Genomic DNA, 16078 nt, shown 5'->3' on the forward strand with positions numbered 1-16078 from the left:
TTGATCCAGCTGCGGTGGCACCATCTATCAGAATGCCCAGACGAGTGCCATCAGAATTCCCCAGGCCAAAACAGATGCCGCCATGATCGTGTAAGTCGCCGACATGGTGACCACATCATTGTCGCCACGATGGCACAACGAGCGCACGCCCTGATAGACCAAGGCACAGGACAAGAACAATCCAGCCATCACCGCCACAACGCTGACCGCCAACACTGGCACCAGTAGTGCCAGTGAAGACAACCACAGAGGCAAAGGCGCTATGGCGGCAAGCAGGTACGCATCCTGATACTCGATATCAAGCTTGTGGCCATGAAGAACCGACCGGATCAACCACCCCATCACGAAAAAGGTGAGCAACTCCGCCAAAAACAGAATCGTTGTAATAAAGCGCCACTCTTTTTCGGCAAATCCACTGATGAAGCTGTCGCCATAATGGGTACCGGCGTAGTACAGCAACACCGGGGGCAAAAACGACATCGGAACAACAATTACCCACGCCAGAAAAGGCACAGACAGGTCCATTCGTTTCAAATCCTGCCAAACTCCGTTACCGGAGAATGGCAAACTCAGAAGCTGGGTTATGTTCATGGCACCCCTCATGTCCTGAACGATTTTAATAACATTTAATACCCCAATCCTCGCCGGGCATAGTCAGGCTCATGACCTGGATCATCTTCCAGAAGTGCCAACCAAGGTTAAGCTACCGGCACAACCGTTCTCCAACACCCACTAGACGCCCACCGCATGAATGCTTCTCAAAGACACAAGCCAATGCATGCTTTCTGGCTTTTCTTTCCCGCTGCCGCATTATGGGCAGCCCTGGTTGTACCGCTGTCGCTTTTTTCAGTCTTGTCCGGAACCGGCTGGCCACCGGGCCTGTTGGGCGCCGGCCATGGGCACGAACTGATTTTTGGCTTTGCCCTGGCTTTGATTGCCGGTTATACCCTCGGCCCGCAACCCTGGAGAATACTCGCGCCGCTGTTCGGTCTCTGGCTGGCTGCCCGGCTCAGCTGGCTGCTTGTTCCAGAGTGGCTGGTCAGCCAGCTGCTTAGCCCGGCCTTTGCCCTGTTGCTGGCCTGGCAGGTAGTGCCGCGCTTTCAGGCTGCCAAGAAATGGCGCAACAAAATGGCCGGACCACTGATTCTGGCTCTGTGCCTGCTGGCATTGGCCTATGCCTTGGCTGAGTGGATGCCAGTGGCGCTGAACCAAAGAAGCCTGATGGAAGTCGCCATTCTGGGCCTGCTGTTGCTGATGACATTCATGGGGGGCCGAATCATCGCGCCGGCGGTGGCTGGCACGCTGGAGAAACAGGGCATTCCTCTGGAAGCCAGGGTCCAGCCAAAGATTGAAGGCGCTTTGCTGATCGTGCTCCCCGTGGCCATGGTTTGCCTGCCGTTTCCGGGCACCCGGCCGGTTTCCGGCGCCCTGCTGTTGCTGGCCTCTGTGCTGATCCTTGTCCGAACTGTCCGGTGGAAGCTCTGGCACTGCACCGGCAGGCCGGATCTTCTGATACTGGCTCTCGGCTACCTCTGGCTGGCCGTGGGGGCCGGCGTTACCGGGGCACACCTGCTTGCTGGACGTTCATTAGTTCCAGCCCTGCACCTGATCACCGTTGGCGCCCTGGGCACCCTGTCTGGCAGCGTCATGCTGAGGCTGGCCTGGCAACGGGCATGCCGTACCTTCCCCCCAGCCTGGCAGGTACTGGCGCTGGCGGGTGCCATGGCACTCGCCGCCATCAGCCGCTATCTCACCGGCGACGCGCCCTATGGTCACCCGGTTTTGCTGTGGCTGGCCAGCGGCGTCTGGGCCCTGGCTTTTTCCGGTTTGGCTTATCAGTTACTGATGCTATTCCAACGCAGTAAACACAAGGCAAACCACGCCTGACAAGGCCTGGAAATGATTGGCTACCTCTACTGCACCAATTGCCTCCGGGCCTACCACCGATGAAGTACTACCACCCCAACCCTCTGTTTTTAATAAATTTATAGAGGGCCCAAACATCATCAACACAGGGGCGATTTTCAAAGCACTCGCGCGGCATATTTTCCCTGACATTTATCAAGAATGGTTCCACGCCTTCGTTTGCACAATAGGCGCATCGCCCGTAAACCACGACGACCGTGGCTCCGGCATGTTGTCACCAAGGAGCAAACACCATGGCAAAAACCAACGCAGACATTGAACACTGGGATGTCGAAAACGAGGAATTCTGGGAACGGGAAGGCAAGAAAGTCGCCTCCCGTAACCTGTGGATCTCCATTCCCAGCCTTTTGATGGGCTTCGCCATCTGGCTGATGTGGGGCATGATCACCACGCAGATGGCCAACCTGGGCTTTTCTTTCTCCACCGATCAGCTTTTCCAGTTAACGGCAGTGGCCGGTCTGGCAGGGGCTACCCTGCGTATTCCCGCCTCATTCATGATCAAGATCGCCGGCGGCCGTAACACCATTTTCCTGACCACCGCATTGCTGATGATTCCGGCTTTCGGTACCGGTGTCGCCCTGATGAATCCAGACACTCCGTTCATCGTCTTCCAGGCGCTGGCACTGCTATCCGGCATTGGTGGCGGTAACTTTGCCTGCTCCATGAGTAACATCAGCTCGTTTTACCCGAAGAGCAAGCAAGGCTATGGCCTGGGCATGAATGCCGGCCTGGGTAACTTCGGCGTAACCACTATGCAAATCCTGATTCCGCTGGTAATGACGGTTGGCGTCTTCGGCGCCCTCGCCGGCGGCCCACTGGAACTTCAAAGCGCCAGCGGCACCCTGATCGGCCGTATTGAGGCAGGTACCGAAACCTGGATTCAGAACGCGGGCTTCATCTGGCTGGTCTTCCTGATCCCGCTCGCCTTTGCCGGCTGGTTTGGCATGAACAACCTGAAAGTCGTCACACCGAATCCCGGCTCACCCATTTCAGCGTTCGGCAAGATTCTCGGGTTGTATGGCGTTGGCATCCTGACGTCCATCGTTGGCGTCTGGGCACTGTCCATCATGAGCATGTGGGTCGCGTTGCCTCTAACCATCGTCCTCACTGTTGTGCTTCTGCGTCTGATCCCGGGCGACATCAAGCCCAACATCAAAAACCAGTTTGCCATTTTCAGCAACAAGCACACCTGGTCCATGACCGTGCTGTACATCCTGACCTTCGGCTCATTCATCGGCTTCTCAGCGGCCTTACCGCTGTCGATCAGCATTATTTTCGGTAACATGATGGAAGTGGCGGCCGACGGCACGGTTACCCGGGTAAGCAATCCTGACGGTCCCAGCGCCCTGACCTGGGCCTGGATGGGCCCATTTGTTGGCGCTTTGATTCGACCGGTTGGCGGCTGGATTTCTGACAAGATGGGCGGTTCTATTGTTACCCAGATCATCTCTGTGATCATGGTGGTCGCGTCCGTTGCTACCGGCTATGTGATGATGCTGGCTTACAACTCAACGGATCCCAACGCTTACTTCCCGCTGTTTCTGGGCCTGTTCATTCTGCTGTTTGCCGCCTCCGGCATCGGTAATGGTTCTACCTTCCGCAGCATTGGCTTTATCTTCAATCAGCAGCAGAAGGGCCCGGTTCTGGGCTGGACCTCAGCGGTTGCCGCCTATGGTGCGTTCATCGCTCCGATTGTAATGGGTCAGCAAATCAAGGCCGGCACACCCGAAGTCGCCATGTACGGTTTCGCCGTGTTCTATGCCGTATGCCTGGTGGTTAACTGGTGGTTCTACCTGCGCAAGAACGCCTACATCAAGAACCCGTAATTGCACCAACCAACGCGTTAGACCTCTGCTTGCCGGCCCCACAAGGGCCGGCTTTTTTGGTGCGCCCATGCCGGGCGCACCAAAAAAGCCCGCCAGGATTGCTCCGTGGCGGGCTTGGCTTGCTCCAGTTTTAAGGCGTTACTTTGCCCCAAGCAGTGCCGCTCTCTGGCGCTCTTCCTCTTCAATCTGAAGGTCCACAGAAGACACATGGTACTCATCAGAAAACGCGCTCTCAGGCTCCTTCAGCCAGAGGATACACAGCACCCAGCTGATGAACGCCCCGGCAGAGATAATGAAGAAAAACTGAGACGGTGTCACGAAGGTGAAGATGGTCAGGTAGACCACCGCCCCAACGTTACCGTAGGCCCCGGCCATACCAGAAATCTGCCCCGTCAGGCGGCGCTTGATGGACGGAATGATACCGAAGGTGGCGCCCTCTGCACCCTGTACGAAGAAGGAGGTGAATACGGTGATTCCCACAGCGATAATCAGCGGCCAGTTGGAGTTGAGCAACCCCATCAAGGCAAAGCCCAGACCAATACCAAACATATAGCTGAGCATGACAAACCGCCGATTGCCCATACGGTCAGACACCAAACCACCCATCGGGCGAGCCAGCAGGTTTACGAAGGCAAATGAGGCAGCAATCAGGCCAGCGGCCGTCGCACTCAGGCTCCAGGTTTCCTCGAAGAACATTGGCAGCATGGAGACCACCGCCAGCTCGGCACCGAAGTTAGCGAAGTAGGTACTGTTCAGGGCAGCCACGCTGCTGAACGGGTATTTATCGTCTTCCGGAACACCTTTTTTCAGGATCGGAATGTTAACCCGCAGAATCTGAATGATCTGATAGCAAACAATGGCGAAGATCACGGCGTAGCAGATAGCGGCACCCATGGGGCTCAGGTAGCCCAGGTTCTGGATGCGCCACACCAGGATGGCCAGCACGCCGATCAGTGGAATAGTCCACAGGATCAGTTTAACCAGGTCTCCCCAGCTACTGACTTCCATGGCAGACGCCTTGCGGGGCTTGCGGTGCACGGTGCCTTCCGGACCATCGGTAATGGCAAACCAATACCAGATGCCGTAACCGGCCATCACAATGGCACTCTGGGCAATCGCCCAGCGCCAGCCATCATCGCCACCGTACATGGTGATGGCGATGGTCGGCAGAGACATCGCCGCCGCCGCAGAACCGAAGTTACCCCAGCCGGCGTAAAAGCCTTCGGCAAAGCCGATGTCTTTGGGCTTGAACCACATGGCAGTCATGTGGATACCCACCACAAAGCTGGCACCGATAGAGCTCAGCACCAGACGACTGATCAGCAGCTGAGCCATGGTGTTACCGAAGGCAAACACCAGGGCAGGAATGGCCATCAACACCATCAGCACCGAGAACACCCGGCGCGGCCCAAAGCGGTCCAGCGCCATGCCGACGATGATCCGGGCCGGAATCGTCAACGCGACGTTACAGATGGCAAACAGGCGCAGGTCGTCTTTGGTCAGCCAGTCGACGCTTTTGAGCATACTGGATGCCAGGGGCGCCATGTTGAACCAGACATAAAAGGTAATGAAGAATGCAATCCAGGTCAGGTGCAGGGCCCTGATCTCCGGATTGCGGACGCGGAAGACGTCAGCGACTTTCATTTTGAGCCTCCGGGGCTAGCAACAAGGGGAAAAATAATCCCAGCCACTTCAGCGGCTGGGTAGAATCAGGAGTGGGCACTGGACACGGCGAGCCAGGAAGGAGCTGACGCTGCCGAAGGTCATGTAGTCCAGTTCGTCCACGAAATAGGTCAGGGAGCGGGCGATAAAGCCGCCGTCGGGTTCATGGCTGTGGCGGGCCAGCACCAGCATGTCCGGCCGTACTTTTTTCTCGGCGGCGAACAGCAGCATCTTGCGGGCATCGCCATCCAGCAGCATGGTTTCTGCTTCCACGCCCTGGCTCTGGCATACTTCCAGGGCCTCCTTGAGGTGGCCCTTGAGCTCACTCACCTCTTCCTGGAACAGGTCTTCGTTACTGGATGTGATATCCCGGGGATTTTCTGCCACCGCCACCAGAGTCAGCCTGGGGGACAGTGCGCGAAACATGGTGATGGTCTGGGCCAGGGCCAGCCTGGCGTTTCTGGAACCATCGTAGGCAATCATGATGTTCATGGGGTTCTCCGAGGCATTTGCTGCCGGCGGCACCCGGCAAGACTTTGACTTTCCTCAGCATTACCCCACAGCGCGCGGGCCCCATAATTGACGTACATCAAGAGGCTCTGCGGGTACCCCACCAGAGAAACCCCGCAGCTATCCCCTTCCGCGTTATAGCCCCGGAACCCGTACCACCACTGCACCCAGCAGGAGGTACCTCCAATGCACCAGAAGCCAAACCAACATATTTGATATCGTTTACCTGAAGCCATTCACACCGTTCGAGAGCGGCCATGACCACCACTCCGACACCCAAAGACCAGTACCGGGCGCTGGGTTTATCCACCTTTGCGTTCACCCTCTGCTTTGCGGTCTGGACCATCTTCTCCATCATCGGCATCCGTATCAGCGAAGAGCTGGGCCTGACTGACACCCAGCTTGGCCTGCTGATGGCCACCCCGATTCTGACCGGCTCTATCAGCCGTCTTTTTCTGGGCATCTGGACAGACCGTTACGGTGGGCGCTGGGTATTCGGCATTTTGATGCTGACAACAGCGGCCTGTGTTTACCTGCTCACCTTTGCCACCACCTACCCGATGATGCTGCTCGGCGCCCTGGGCGTGGGCCTCGCCGGCGGCGCGTTTATCGTGGGGGTCGCCTACACCGCTGCCTGGTTCGAGTCCTCCAGGCAAGGCACGGCACTGGGCATATTCGGTGCGGGTAATGTGGGGTCGGCGGTTACCAACTTTGGTGCGCCTTTCTTACTGGTTGCCTTCGGCTGGGAAAAAACCGCCCAGATCTACGCCCTGGTACTGGCGCTGATGGGTGTGTTTTTTATTGTGTTCGCAAAAACGGATCCGCTGGCCCAGGCACGGGCCAATGCCGAGCAAAAATCCTTTGCTGAACAGATGGCACCGTTGAAAGAGCTCAGGGTCTGGCGTTTCGCGCTCTACTACTTCTTTGTATTTGGCGCCTTTGTCGCGCTTGCGCTCTGGCTGCCCCACTACCTGATTGGCGTTTATGGGCTGAACATCCAGACCGCCGGCATGATTGCTGCCATGTACACGGTGCCCGCCTCCCTGTTCCGCATCCTCGGCGGCTGGCTATCTGACCGCTACGGCGCCCGCCGGGTGATGTACTGGACCTTCACGGCCTCAGTGATATGCACCTTCCTGCTCAGCTACCCGCCAACGGAGTACGTTATCCACGGCATCGAGGGCGACATCCGCTTCAGTTTCGAGATCACTCTGGCGGTGTTCGTTGTGCTGACCTTTGTGCTCGGTTTCTTCATGTCTTTAGGCAAGGCGGCTGTGTATAAACACATCCCGGTGTACTACCCTATGCACGTTGGCGCGGTTGGTGGCGTGGTCGGTATGATAGGCGGGATTGGCGGCTTCCTGCTGCCGCTGGCGTTCGGTGTGTTGAACGACATAACCGGCATCTGGCAGAGCAGTTTCATGCTGATGTTCATCATTGTTGCAACAGCCCTGGCCTGGATGCACTATGCCATCCGCAAGGCCGAGAGGGCCGAGTGGGCCGCCCATGAAGAACGCACAGACCTGCCGGAACTGGCATCGCCGCAACTGTTCTACCCACTCAGCCGGCAGCACCAGGAAACACCACTGGTGAAGCCGCCACAGCAGCCCTGACAACGAGAGACCTTGCCCATGGCCAAGTGGCTGGTAAAAACGGAACCTTCAGAATGCAGTATTGACGACTTTGCTGCCAAGTCCGGCGGCAGCATTCCGTGGGATGGCGTTCGGAACTACCAGGCACGCAATTTCATGGCACAGATGGCAGAAGGTGATGAGGTGTTTATCTATCACTCCAGCTGCAAGCACATTGGTATTGCCGGCATCGTGACCATCACCCGGAGCGCTTACCCAGACCCCAGTCAGTTTGACCCGAAATCGCCCTACCACGACAGCAAAAGCACGCAGGAGAAACCCCGCTGGAAGGCAGTGGATATGGCCTTTGAGCGTAAACTACCGCGCCTGATCCCACTGGATGAACTGAAAGACCTGCCGGGGCTCGACAACCTGCCGCTGGTGAAGAAAGGCAGCAGATTGTCGGTCATGCCGGTCAGTGATGAGGAGTGGCAGATCATTCTGCAACAGGTGGCGTAGCCACCTGTTGCAGTGAATGGCCGTTCCTCACTCGTCGTGAGGAATTGGGTCCGGGCTTCTGTCCCAGCCCACCAATGCCAGGGTAGCCACAACACCCAGAAGCAGGCCTTGCCAGGGCTCAAAGAACGCCAGGGCCGCGCCAATCAGCACTACGGTACCCCGTGAGGCGTTATCCCTCGGGATCGACATGGCAATGTAAGCACAGGCGAAGCCGGTGAGCACCAGCGTCAGGGACAGCGCCACACCCAACAGGGGCTTGAGCCCGGTCAGTAATGGCAACAGGAAGTAAATGAACGGCAGCCCCATCAGGTAATAAGACGCCAGCCCACTGTGCAGGCTGTTCATGGACTTGGGGCCCTGCTTCCATCGCTGGACCACGATAACGTGCACCCCGGTCCACACAGCACCCTGAGTCGGGAAGAACGGCGCCACAATGCCCATAATGGCGTTGCGAATCGACAGGGAGAAGTGAGTACGGTTGAGGTTAATGTCAATGTGCTCGTCCTTGCGGACTTTCAGGCCTTCCCGCAGTACTTCGTTACCGGTGACCAGGTCACCGAACAGGATGATGTAGGCAATCAGGGCCAGCGGAATACTCTGGATGATCATCTCTTGTGACGGCCAGCCATTCACCAGCGGCGATGCCTTGGCCAGTGCCTCTCCCAAAGGCGGCACCACAAAGCCCCACTGGATATCAAAGCTCACCTCACCCACCAGCGGCCCGATAATCGCGGCTGCCAGAAAGCCCGGCAACAGCCCCAGCGCACCCAGGATGAAGAAGAACCGGCTTCGCGCCTTCAGTTTTTGCATCGGCACCGAGAAGGTGAAAATCAGGCAAATGGCACAAGCCAGGCCAGTAGCAATCGGCTGCTCCAGCAGGAAACGTTCGGCATCATCCACGAACACCCGTTTGAGTGCGGCGATGGACGCACCCAGAATAATGCCTGCTTTCAAGGTATCCGGCAGCCAGATGATGAATCGCCGACCCAACCCGGTAATGCCCAACATCAGAACCAGAGCGGCAAACACCAGGCTCAGCGCGGTCATGGCCTGAAACCGGCTGACCGGGTCGTCGTAGCCACCAATCACAAATGCAAGAATTAACGGCAAGGCAGGCGTAATCCAACCGCCGGCGTAGGGTTCGCCGAAAACGATGACTGCCGAAGCAATCAACGAAGCGTGAATCATGGAAAGCGCAACCGCCTCCTCAAAACTCAAACCGAAGAAGGCTGTCATCACCGGTATCAAAGCCAGGCCGGTCGCCGCAGAGACAAAGAGCCCCTGCAGAAACTCCGACCAGCATAACCGGGTATGGTAGAACGGCACGCGGAAGGTAAACGGGCCCCAGCGCCAGCCGGCTAACTCAGGTCTTTCTGCCATGGGAAGTCACTCTCTTGTATTTGTTGTGAGTCACCTGATTATGGAAACCCTTTCCTCATAGCACGAATGAATAATTCTGATCATGTGAAATAAGCACTGTTTATAAAATGCACGCATCCCCCCACATGCCATTGCTGATCAACATTCAGGCTACCCAATACCCTCTCAGCGCTTTAGAATCCGGCTCCTCGCGAATTTTCTGGAGTCTTTGTCTGCCATGTCCTCCGAACTAAGCCCTGTTTCCGGTTTTGAACAACTGCGCCGCATTGAGTCCAGCAAACTCTTTCAGGGCGCGGTGATTGCCATCATTATCCTTTCAGCGCTGACCATCGGTGCCAAAACCTACGATGTCCCGCCACTGGTGGAGCGAAGCCTGAGCGTGCTGGACAATGCCATCACCCTGTTCTTCCTGGTGGAGATCCTGTTCCGCTTTGGCGTCTGTCAGAACAAAAAACGCTTCCTGTTCGATGGCTGGAACCTGTTTGATACCCTGGTGGTGATCGGCAGCCTGATTCCGCTGGATAACGCCGAAGCGGTGCTGCTGGGCCGCCTGCTGCGAGTGTTCCGGGTGCTGCGACTGGTTTCAGTGGTGCCTGAGCTGCGCTTTTTGATCAATTCTTTGCTCAAAGCCATCCCCCGCATGGGCTACATCGCCCTGCTGATGTTCATCATCTTTTACATCTATGCGGCCATGGGCTCCATGTTCTTTGCCGATATTGACGAGTTCCTGTGGGGGGATGTGTCCATTGCCATGCTAACCCTGTTCCGGGTAGCCACCTTTGAAGACTGGACAGACGTGATGTACGACACCATGGAGGTGTATCCATTAAGCTGGATTTACTACCTCACCTTCATATTCCTGACGGCGTTTGTGTTTCTGAACATGATGATCGGGGCAATACTGGAAGTGATGGGCGAAGAACAGAATGCCAAGGAAGCCGAGAAAGCCCACGACGAGCGAGACGAAATCGCCCGCCAGCTCCAGGCTGTCCAACAACAGCTCCAGGAACTGACCAGGCAGATCAGCGAGAGGAAATAAGGCGTTTTAGCCGAAGAACGGTTTGGCCATGGCCAGGTGGAGAATGGCGAGCACCTGGGCCAGGGCCACAACAGAAGCGACAATCCGCACCGGCTTGGCCACGGTGGTTTTCAAGGCAAACACGCCGGCAATGATGTAACCAATCAGCAGCACGATCTTGGCGATCAGCCAGCCCGGCATGGCGTGGATGTAACCAACCACAAACAACAGGGAGATGGCAGACACCAGCAAAATGGTGTCGTTGATGTGCGGAATGAAACGCAACGGAGTTTGACGCCAGCCCGGTCGACCCGCCGCATCAAGAACCAACCGCAGGGCGAACAGAATAATCGTCAGGTAGGCGGTGGCCATGTGCAGCATCTTCAGCAATACGTAGGCACTCATAGAACATTCCTTTCCTAATCAAAATGATGCCTGCATTGTACGCAAAATACCCCCAAGCAGGTATGGTTTCTCAACCTCATCAGCTTTAACATATACTGCATATACATGTATTTGGGAGATTAGTTATGCAGTCCATTCCAACCTCTCCTGAGCGCGCCTCCGCCAGCGTCAGCCAGCTCTTCAGTTACCCGTTCCGGATTTTCTTTCTGTCTATGACCGTACTGGCTATTGTCGCCATCCCCCTTTGGGTGCTGGAAGTGACCGGTACGGTACGACTGCCCCTGGCCATGCCGGGCCTGTTCTGGCATCAGCATGAAATGCTGTTCGGTTTCCTGTCTGCTGCCATTGCTGGCTTCTTGCTGACCGCCGTGTGTGTCTGGACCCAAACCGACCGAACCCACGGAGCGCTTCTGGCAGGGCTTTGGGGCGTCTGGCTGGCTGGCCGCCTGCTCCTGGCCTTTGGCGGCAACCTGCCGGAGTGGCTGGTACAGGGCGTTAACCTCGCCTTCCTGCCACTGGTGATGATCGATGCCGGCTGGCGCGTATGGAAAGCCCGGCAGAAACGGCAGGTGATGATTCTGGTAGTACTGGGGCTGCTCTGGCTGATGCAGATCGGCTTCGTAACCCGGCTGGATATGGCCTTCAGCTATGGCGCACTGATCATGGCCATGGCCCTGATCAGCATCATTGGCGGGCGCATCACACCAGCCTTTTCCGCCGGCTGGCTGCGCCAGAGAGGAGGCAACGCCGAGGCCGTCAAAATGATTCCGGCCCTGGATATGGCGGCGGTGTTCTCCATGATCCTGTTGATGGTTTCGCTGGTTACCGGGTGGCAAACGGTAACCGCCATACTGGCGGTGGTGGCTGCCGTGCTGATGCTGGTTCGCCTGGCAAACTGGAAAGGCTGGCTGGTGCGCAGTGAACCCTTGTTGTGGATACTGCACCTGTCCATTCTCTGGGTACCGGTGGCCTTGCTGTTACTCGCTGGTTCTTTGCTGGCAGGCTGGCCAAGCAATGCCTGGACCCACGCCGCGGGTACCGGCGCCGTTGGCTGCCTGATTCTGGGCGTGATCGCCCGGGTCTCCCTGGGTCACACCGGCCGCCCACTGATTTTACCCAAAGGCATGGTTCTGGCTTTTGTGGCGGTTCAACTGGCGGCGGTTATTCGAGTTATCACGGCTTTCGATGTCATTCCCTGGCACCCGGGCATCGGCACCAGTACCGCGCTGTGGGTGATCGCCTACGCTATCTTCCTGATTCGCTACACCGGTGTACTGGCAAGCCCCAGGGCCGACGGTCGCGAAGGTTAATTCCGGCAATCCTCACCAAACAACAAAAGCAGGCCCGGGCCTCCGTCCCGGGCCTGCTTCTTAAATTATTTACGAACCTGGGGGAACTTCACGCCGACCATCATCCACTAAAGGTCAATAGCTCTTCTGGCGATAGGCGCTAAAGTAGAAGAAATGATTCTGCAACAGAGACACAGGCAATATGTATCCTGATCACTTTGACAAAGAAGACCTGATCCGCTGCGGTCACGGCGAGTTGTTCCCGGGCGACATGCGCCTGCCCATCGATGAGATGCTGATGGTAGACCGCATCACCCACATTGCGGCAGACGACGGTGAATTCGGCAAAGGCAGCCTGGTGGCCGAACTGGACATCAACCCGGACCTCTGGTTCTTCAAAGTGCATTTTCAGGGCGACCCGGTGATGCCCGGCTGCCTGGGCCTGGACGCCATGTGGCAGCTGGTGGGGTTCTTTCTGGCCTGGACCGGTGGCGAAGGCAAAGGCCGCGCCCTGGGTGCCGGCGAAGTGAAATTCTTTGGCCAGGTGTTGCCGACCAACAAAAAGGTTACTTACCGCCTGGACATCAAACGCCTCATCCGCCGTAAGCTGACCATGGCAATTGCGGATGCCCGTATGGAAGTCGACGGCCGGGAAATCTACACCGCCAAAGACCTTCGGGTTGGCCTGTTCACATCTACTGATGACTTTTAGGAGTTAGCACGATGCGTCGCGTTGTTGTAACCGGCATGGGGATTGTCTCCAGCCTCGGAACCAACCAGAAAGAAGTAGCCCAGTCCCTTCGGGAATCCCGCTCCGGCATCGCCTTCAGCGAAGAGGCCAGGGACAACGGCTTGCGCAGCCACGTTGCGGGCAAGATCGACCTCAACCTGTCGGAACTGATCGACCGCAAGATCTGGCGCTTCATGTCGCCGGCGGCTGGCTACTGCTACCTGTCAGCCAAAGAAGCCATCGAACAGGCAGGCCTGACCGACGAACAGATTCGTGCCAACAGCACCGGTGCGGTATTTGGTACTGGCGGCGCCTCCACCGTGGAGCTTCTGGACGCCATCGACACCCATCGCGACAAAGGCATTCGCCGGGTTGGCCCTTATCGGGTGCCCCGCACCATGGGTAGCGCGATCAACGCATCCATTACCACCGCGTTCGGTATTACCGGCATCAACTACGGCATCACCTCTGCCTGCGCCACCAGTGCCCACTGCATTGGCCACGCGGCAGATCAAATCGCCCTGGGCCGTCAGGAAGTCATGCTGGCTGGTGGTGGTGAGGACATTCACTGGACTCTGAGCCTGATGTTCGACGCCATGGGCGCGCTATCCACCAAGTACAACGACACACCGGAACAGGCCTCACGCACCTACGATGCGGACCGCGACGGCTTCGTTATTTCCGGCGGTGGCGGTGCCTTGGTACTGGAATCCCTGGAGCACGCAGAAGCCCGCGGCGCCACCATCCTGGCGGAACTGGTTGGCTTTGGCGCCACCTCAGACGGCGCCGACATGGTCGCCCCGAGCGGTGAAGGTGCGGTTCGCTGCATGAAGCAGGCCATGGCGCAGGCCGGCGGTGAGATCAAATACATCAACACCCACGGTACCAGCACCCCGGCCGGTGACATCACCGAGCTGAAAGCCCTGAAGGACACCTTTGGTGACAAGATTCCGCCACTGAGCTCCACCAAACCCCTGTGTGGCCATGCCCTGGGTGCCGCTGGCGTGCACGAAGCCATCTACACCCTGATCATGCAACGGGAAGGCTTTATTGCTCCGTCTGCCAACATCCAGAACCTGGACGAAGGCGCCGAAGGCTACCCCATCGTCCGGGAACGCCAGGACAACCAGAATCTGGACCTGGTGATGAGTAACAGCTTCGGCTTTGGCGGCACCAACGCCACCCTGATCTTCAAAAAAGTCTGATCAGGACAGCCTGAGCGAGCGATATTCAGCCGGCGGAGTGCCCATCCAGCGCTTGAACGCCCGGCTGAATGCGCTGAGTTCCGAGAAACCAAGCTGTTCGGCAATCTCCACCAGCGGCTTGGTTTTATCTTTCATGTAGGTAATGGCCTGCTCACGGCGCACCTGCTCCAGCAGCGACGCAAACGTCAACCCCTCTTGCCGCAGCTTCTTGTGCAACGTGTAGCGGCTCATATTCAGCTGCCCTGCCACCGTCTCCACACCCACCTTGCCACGCGCCAACTGAAGCCGGATCAGCACACTGACCCGATTACTCAACGAACGCTTTGAAACCTCAGGCCCCAGAGGCTCCGATGCCATGCCAATTCCCCCTGCCATTCTGTTTTAATCCACTGTGAAAGTTTGTCAGCGTACACATGTTAGCCGAGATCAATCAATACGACCTTTGAGCAAGATCAATGGCGCTGCACTCAGTTTGGGGCAAAATCCACATTTTTCATGATGCCCTTCCTGCAACCACTGATTACCAGAACCACCCGGAGCCCCCATGACCACCCCGGAACTGCTCGCGCCTGCCGGCACCCCCGAACACCTTGAAACCGCTTTCGCGTACGGCGCCGATGCCGTCTATGCCGGCCAACCACGGTACTCGCTGAGAGTAAGGAACAACAGTTTCAAAGACATTGCAGCCCTTGGCGCGGGCATTGAACGGGCTCAAGAACTGGGCAAACAGTTCTATCTGGTCTCCAACATTGCCCCCCACAACGACAAGGTACGCAGCTACCTGCGAGACCTGGCGCCAGTGCTGGAACATAAGCCCGACGCCCTGATCATGTCCGACCCGGGCCTGATCATGCTGGTGCGGGAACACTGGCCGGACCAACCGATCCATCTTTCAGTCCAGGCCAACGCCGTCAACTGGGCCACCGTCGAATTCTGGCGCCGCCAGGGCATCAACCGGGTCATCCTGTCCCGGGAACTGGCCCTGAACGAAATCCGCGAAATCCGTGAAAAAGTCCCCGAAATGGAACTCGAAGTCTTCGTACACGGCGCGTTATGCATGGCCTACTCCGGCCGCTGCCTGCTGTCCGGCTACATGAACCACCGCGACGCCAACCAGGGCGCCTGCACCAACGCCTGCCGCTGGAACTACAAACCGGTACAACACAGCCACGACCAGACCGGCGACCTGATCGCCACCTCCGCCAACGCCGTGGAAACATACGAACCCAAAGAAATCCTCCTGGAAGAACCCAACCGCCCCGGCGGCTTCATCCCCGCCTACGAGGATGAACACGGCACCTACATCATGAACTCCAAAGACCTCCGCGCCGTCCAGCACGTCGCCGAACTGGTCAACATGGGCGTCCACTCCCTGAAAATCGAAGGCCGAACCAAAAGCACCTACTACGTGGCCCGCACCACCCAGGTCTACCGCCAGGCCATCAACGACGCCCTCGCCGGCAAACCTTTCGACATGCACATGATGAACGAACTCGAAGCCCTCTCGAACCGCGGCTACACCGAAGGCTTCCTCCGCCGCCACGCACCCCAGGAATACCAGACCTACGAACAGGGCTCCTCCTACCTCGGCACCCAGCAGGTGGTAGGCACCATTACCGATGCGGATGACCGATGGCTCACCATCGACGTCAAAAACAAATTCGCCCCCGGCGACCAACTCGAACTCATCACCCCGGCCGGCAACCTGCGCTTCAGCGCCAACACCATGGAAAACCGCCACGGCGAAACCATGGACTACGCCCCGGGTAGCGGCCACATCGTTAAAATCCCCAGGCCAGATAACTTGCCGGAGAAGCTGGACTTCACTTACCTGACCAAGATTTTCCCTGATAGCCCAGCGAGTTAAAGGTAAGCGTAGTGGCGATCCGAATAATGTCGACGGAGTCGGGCGGGTAGGGCCTCCCAAAACCTTGCGGAGCCAGGGATGGCGGAGCAGAGCGTACAAGGACGTATTCACAGCGTGTTTTGGGAGGCCCTACCCGCCCGACGCCCTGCACCACAAAAGCAGGCCAGCAG

Annotated in this window: 15 protein-coding genes; 9 read left to right on the forward strand and 6 right to left on the reverse strand. The window is 57.6% G+C overall.

What is annotated here, in order from left to right; all coding sequences use genetic code 11:
- Window positions 1-27: 27 nt before the first annotated feature.
- Complete coding sequence (locus ACNSOI_RS15830; RefSeq protein WP_138435437.1) at window positions 28-591, reverse strand: YIP1 family protein; 564 nt, start codon at window positions 589-591, stop codon at window positions 28-30.
- A 183-nt stretch (window positions 592-774) separates the two neighbouring features.
- On the opposite strand from ACNSOI_RS15830, the gene ACNSOI_RS15835 reads away from it, so the two are divergent.
- Together ACNSOI_RS15835 and ACNSOI_RS15840 are read left to right on the forward strand one after the other, a co-directional pair.
- Complete coding sequence (locus ACNSOI_RS15835) at window positions 775-1887, forward strand: NnrS family protein (protein WP_420194511.1); 1113 nt, start codon at window positions 775-777, stop codon at window positions 1885-1887.
- Window positions 1888-2159: 272 nt separating this feature from the next.
- Complete coding sequence (locus tag ACNSOI_RS15840; protein WP_420194512.1) at window positions 2160-3752, forward strand: antiporter; 1593 nt, start codon at window positions 2160-2162, stop codon at window positions 3750-3752.
- 138 nt (window positions 3753-3890) lie between these two features.
- On the opposite strand, the gene ACNSOI_RS15845 is transcribed toward ACNSOI_RS15840, so the two are convergent.
- On the reverse strand, window positions 3891-5396 hold the full coding sequence (locus ACNSOI_RS15845; protein ID WP_072676378.1) for an MFS transporter: 1506 nt from the start codon (window positions 5394-5396) through the stop codon (window positions 3891-3893).
- Between the two features lie 48 nt (window positions 5397-5444).
- Window positions 5445-5906, reverse strand: a complete 462-nt coding sequence (locus tag ACNSOI_RS15850) for a universal stress protein (RefSeq protein ID WP_061332956.1) — start codon at window positions 5904-5906, stop codon at window positions 5445-5447.
- Window positions 5907-6181: 275 nt separating this feature from the next.
- Between ACNSOI_RS15850 and ACNSOI_RS15855 the strand changes: the two genes are divergently transcribed.
- Together ACNSOI_RS15855 and ACNSOI_RS15860 are read left to right on the forward strand one after the other, a co-directional pair.
- Window positions 6182-7537, forward strand: a complete 1356-nt coding sequence (locus ACNSOI_RS15855) for an MFS transporter (protein ID WP_420194513.1) — start codon at window positions 6182-6184, stop codon at window positions 7535-7537.
- Window positions 7538-7555: 18 nt separating this feature from the next.
- On the forward strand, window positions 7556-8014 hold the full coding sequence (locus ACNSOI_RS15860; RefSeq protein ID WP_420194514.1) for an EVE domain-containing protein: 459 nt from the start codon (window positions 7556-7558) through the stop codon (window positions 8012-8014).
- 27 nt (window positions 8015-8041) lie between these two features.
- Here ACNSOI_RS15860 and ACNSOI_RS15865 read toward each other — a convergent pair whose 3' ends face one another.
- The gene (locus ACNSOI_RS15865; RefSeq protein ID WP_374787459.1) at window positions 8042-9394 is read right to left on the reverse strand and encodes a hypothetical protein; all 1353 of its coding nucleotides are present in this window, start codon (window positions 9392-9394) and stop codon (window positions 8042-8044) included.
- A 217-nt stretch (window positions 9395-9611) separates the two neighbouring features.
- On the opposite strand from ACNSOI_RS15865, the gene ACNSOI_RS15870 reads away from it, so the two are divergent.
- The gene (locus ACNSOI_RS15870; protein WP_106694665.1) at window positions 9612-10433 is read left to right on the forward strand and encodes an ion transporter; all 822 of its coding nucleotides are present in this window, start codon (window positions 9612-9614) and stop codon (window positions 10431-10433) included.
- A gap of 6 nt (window positions 10434-10439) precedes the next feature.
- On the opposite strand, the gene ACNSOI_RS15875 is transcribed toward ACNSOI_RS15870, so the two are convergent.
- Complete coding sequence (locus ACNSOI_RS15875) at window positions 10440-10817, reverse strand: SirB2 family protein (protein WP_420194515.1); 378 nt, start codon at window positions 10815-10817, stop codon at window positions 10440-10442.
- Window positions 10818-10942: 125 nt separating this feature from the next.
- Here ACNSOI_RS15875 and ACNSOI_RS15880 point away from each other — a divergent pair, with 125 nt between their 5' ends.
- The 3 genes from ACNSOI_RS15880 (at window position 10943) to fabB (ending at window position 14041) form a co-directional block, all read left to right on the forward strand.
- Window positions 10943-12127, forward strand: coding sequence for an NnrS family protein (locus tag ACNSOI_RS15880; protein ID WP_420194516.1), 1185 nt, complete (start codon window positions 10943-10945; stop codon window positions 12125-12127).
- Between the two features lie 181 nt (window positions 12128-12308).
- Window positions 12309-12818 (forward strand): bifunctional 3-hydroxydecanoyl-ACP dehydratase/trans-2-decenoyl-ACP isomerase, encoded by a 510-nt coding sequence (gene fabA / locus ACNSOI_RS15885; RefSeq protein WP_061332961.1) that lies wholly within the window; start codon window positions 12309-12311, stop codon window positions 12816-12818.
- An 11-nt stretch (window positions 12819-12829) separates the two neighbouring features.
- Window positions 12830-14041 (forward strand): beta-ketoacyl-ACP synthase I, encoded by a 1212-nt coding sequence (gene fabB, locus ACNSOI_RS15890; RefSeq protein ID WP_152439004.1) that lies wholly within the window; start codon window positions 12830-12832, stop codon window positions 14039-14041.
- On the opposite strand, the gene ACNSOI_RS15895 is transcribed toward fabB, so the two are convergent.
- The gene (locus tag ACNSOI_RS15895; RefSeq protein WP_072676369.1) at window positions 14042-14398 is read right to left on the reverse strand and encodes a helix-turn-helix domain-containing protein; all 357 of its coding nucleotides are present in this window, start codon (window positions 14396-14398) and stop codon (window positions 14042-14044) included.
- 187 nt (window positions 14399-14585) lie between these two features.
- On the opposite strand from ACNSOI_RS15895, the gene yegQ reads away from it, so the two are divergent.
- Entirely contained in the window at window positions 14586-15908 is a 1323-nt protein-coding gene (yegQ, locus tag ACNSOI_RS15900) for a tRNA 5-hydroxyuridine modification protein YegQ (protein WP_420194517.1), read from the forward strand.
- Window positions 15909-16078 lie beyond the last annotated feature (170 nt).

Source organism: Marinobacter sp. GH_1 (genome assembly GCF_048595985.1).
Taxonomy (GTDB): Bacteria; Pseudomonadota; Gammaproteobacteria; order Pseudomonadales; family Oleiphilaceae; genus Marinobacter; species Marinobacter shengliensis.

Bases quoted from the DNA above. Each gene is read 5' to 3' on its own strand.
- ACNSOI_RS15830 (WP_138435437.1), bottom strand. From the start codon at position 591: ATGAACATAACCCAGCTTCTGAGTTTGCCATTCTCCGGTAACGGAGTT.
- ACNSOI_RS15835 (WP_420194511.1), top strand. From the start codon at position 775: ATGCATGCTTTCTGGCTTTTCTTTCCCGCTGCCGCATTATGGGCAGCC.
- ACNSOI_RS15840 (WP_420194512.1), top strand. From the start codon at position 2,160: ATGGCAAAAACCAACGCAGACATTGAACACTGGGATGTCGAAAACGAG.
- ACNSOI_RS15845 (WP_072676378.1), bottom strand. From the start codon at position 5,396: ATGAAAGTCGCTGACGTCTTCCGCGTCCGCAATCCGGAGATCAGGGCC.
- ACNSOI_RS15850 (WP_061332956.1), bottom strand. From the start codon at position 5,906: ATGAACATCATGATTGCCTACGATGGTTCCAGAAACGCCAGGCTGGCC.
- ACNSOI_RS15855 (WP_420194513.1), top strand. From the start codon at position 6,182: ATGACCACCACTCCGACACCCAAAGACCAGTACCGGGCGCTGGGTTTA.
- ACNSOI_RS15860 (WP_420194514.1), top strand. From the start codon at position 7,556: ATGGCCAAGTGGCTGGTAAAAACGGAACCTTCAGAATGCAGTATTGAC.
- ACNSOI_RS15865 (WP_374787459.1), bottom strand. From the start codon at position 9,394: ATGGCAGAAAGACCTGAGTTAGCCGGCTGGCGCTGGGGCCCGTTTACC.
- ACNSOI_RS15870 (WP_106694665.1), top strand. From the start codon at position 9,612: ATGTCCTCCGAACTAAGCCCTGTTTCCGGTTTTGAACAACTGCGCCGC.
- ACNSOI_RS15875 (WP_420194515.1), bottom strand. From the start codon at position 10,817: ATGAGTGCCTACGTATTGCTGAAGATGCTGCACATGGCCACCGCCTAC.
- ACNSOI_RS15880 (WP_420194516.1), top strand. From the start codon at position 10,943: ATGCAGTCCATTCCAACCTCTCCTGAGCGCGCCTCCGCCAGCGTCAGC.
- fabA (WP_061332961.1), top strand. From the start codon at position 12,309: ATGTATCCTGATCACTTTGACAAAGAAGACCTGATCCGCTGCGGTCAC.
- fabB (WP_152439004.1), top strand. From the start codon at position 12,830: ATGCGTCGCGTTGTTGTAACCGGCATGGGGATTGTCTCCAGCCTCGGA.
- ACNSOI_RS15895 (WP_072676369.1), bottom strand. From the start codon at position 14,398: ATGGCATCGGAGCCTCTGGGGCCTGAGGTTTCAAAGCGTTCGTTGAGT.
- yegQ (WP_420194517.1), top strand. From the start codon at position 14,586: ATGACCACCCCGGAACTGCTCGCGCCTGCCGGCACCCCCGAACACCTT.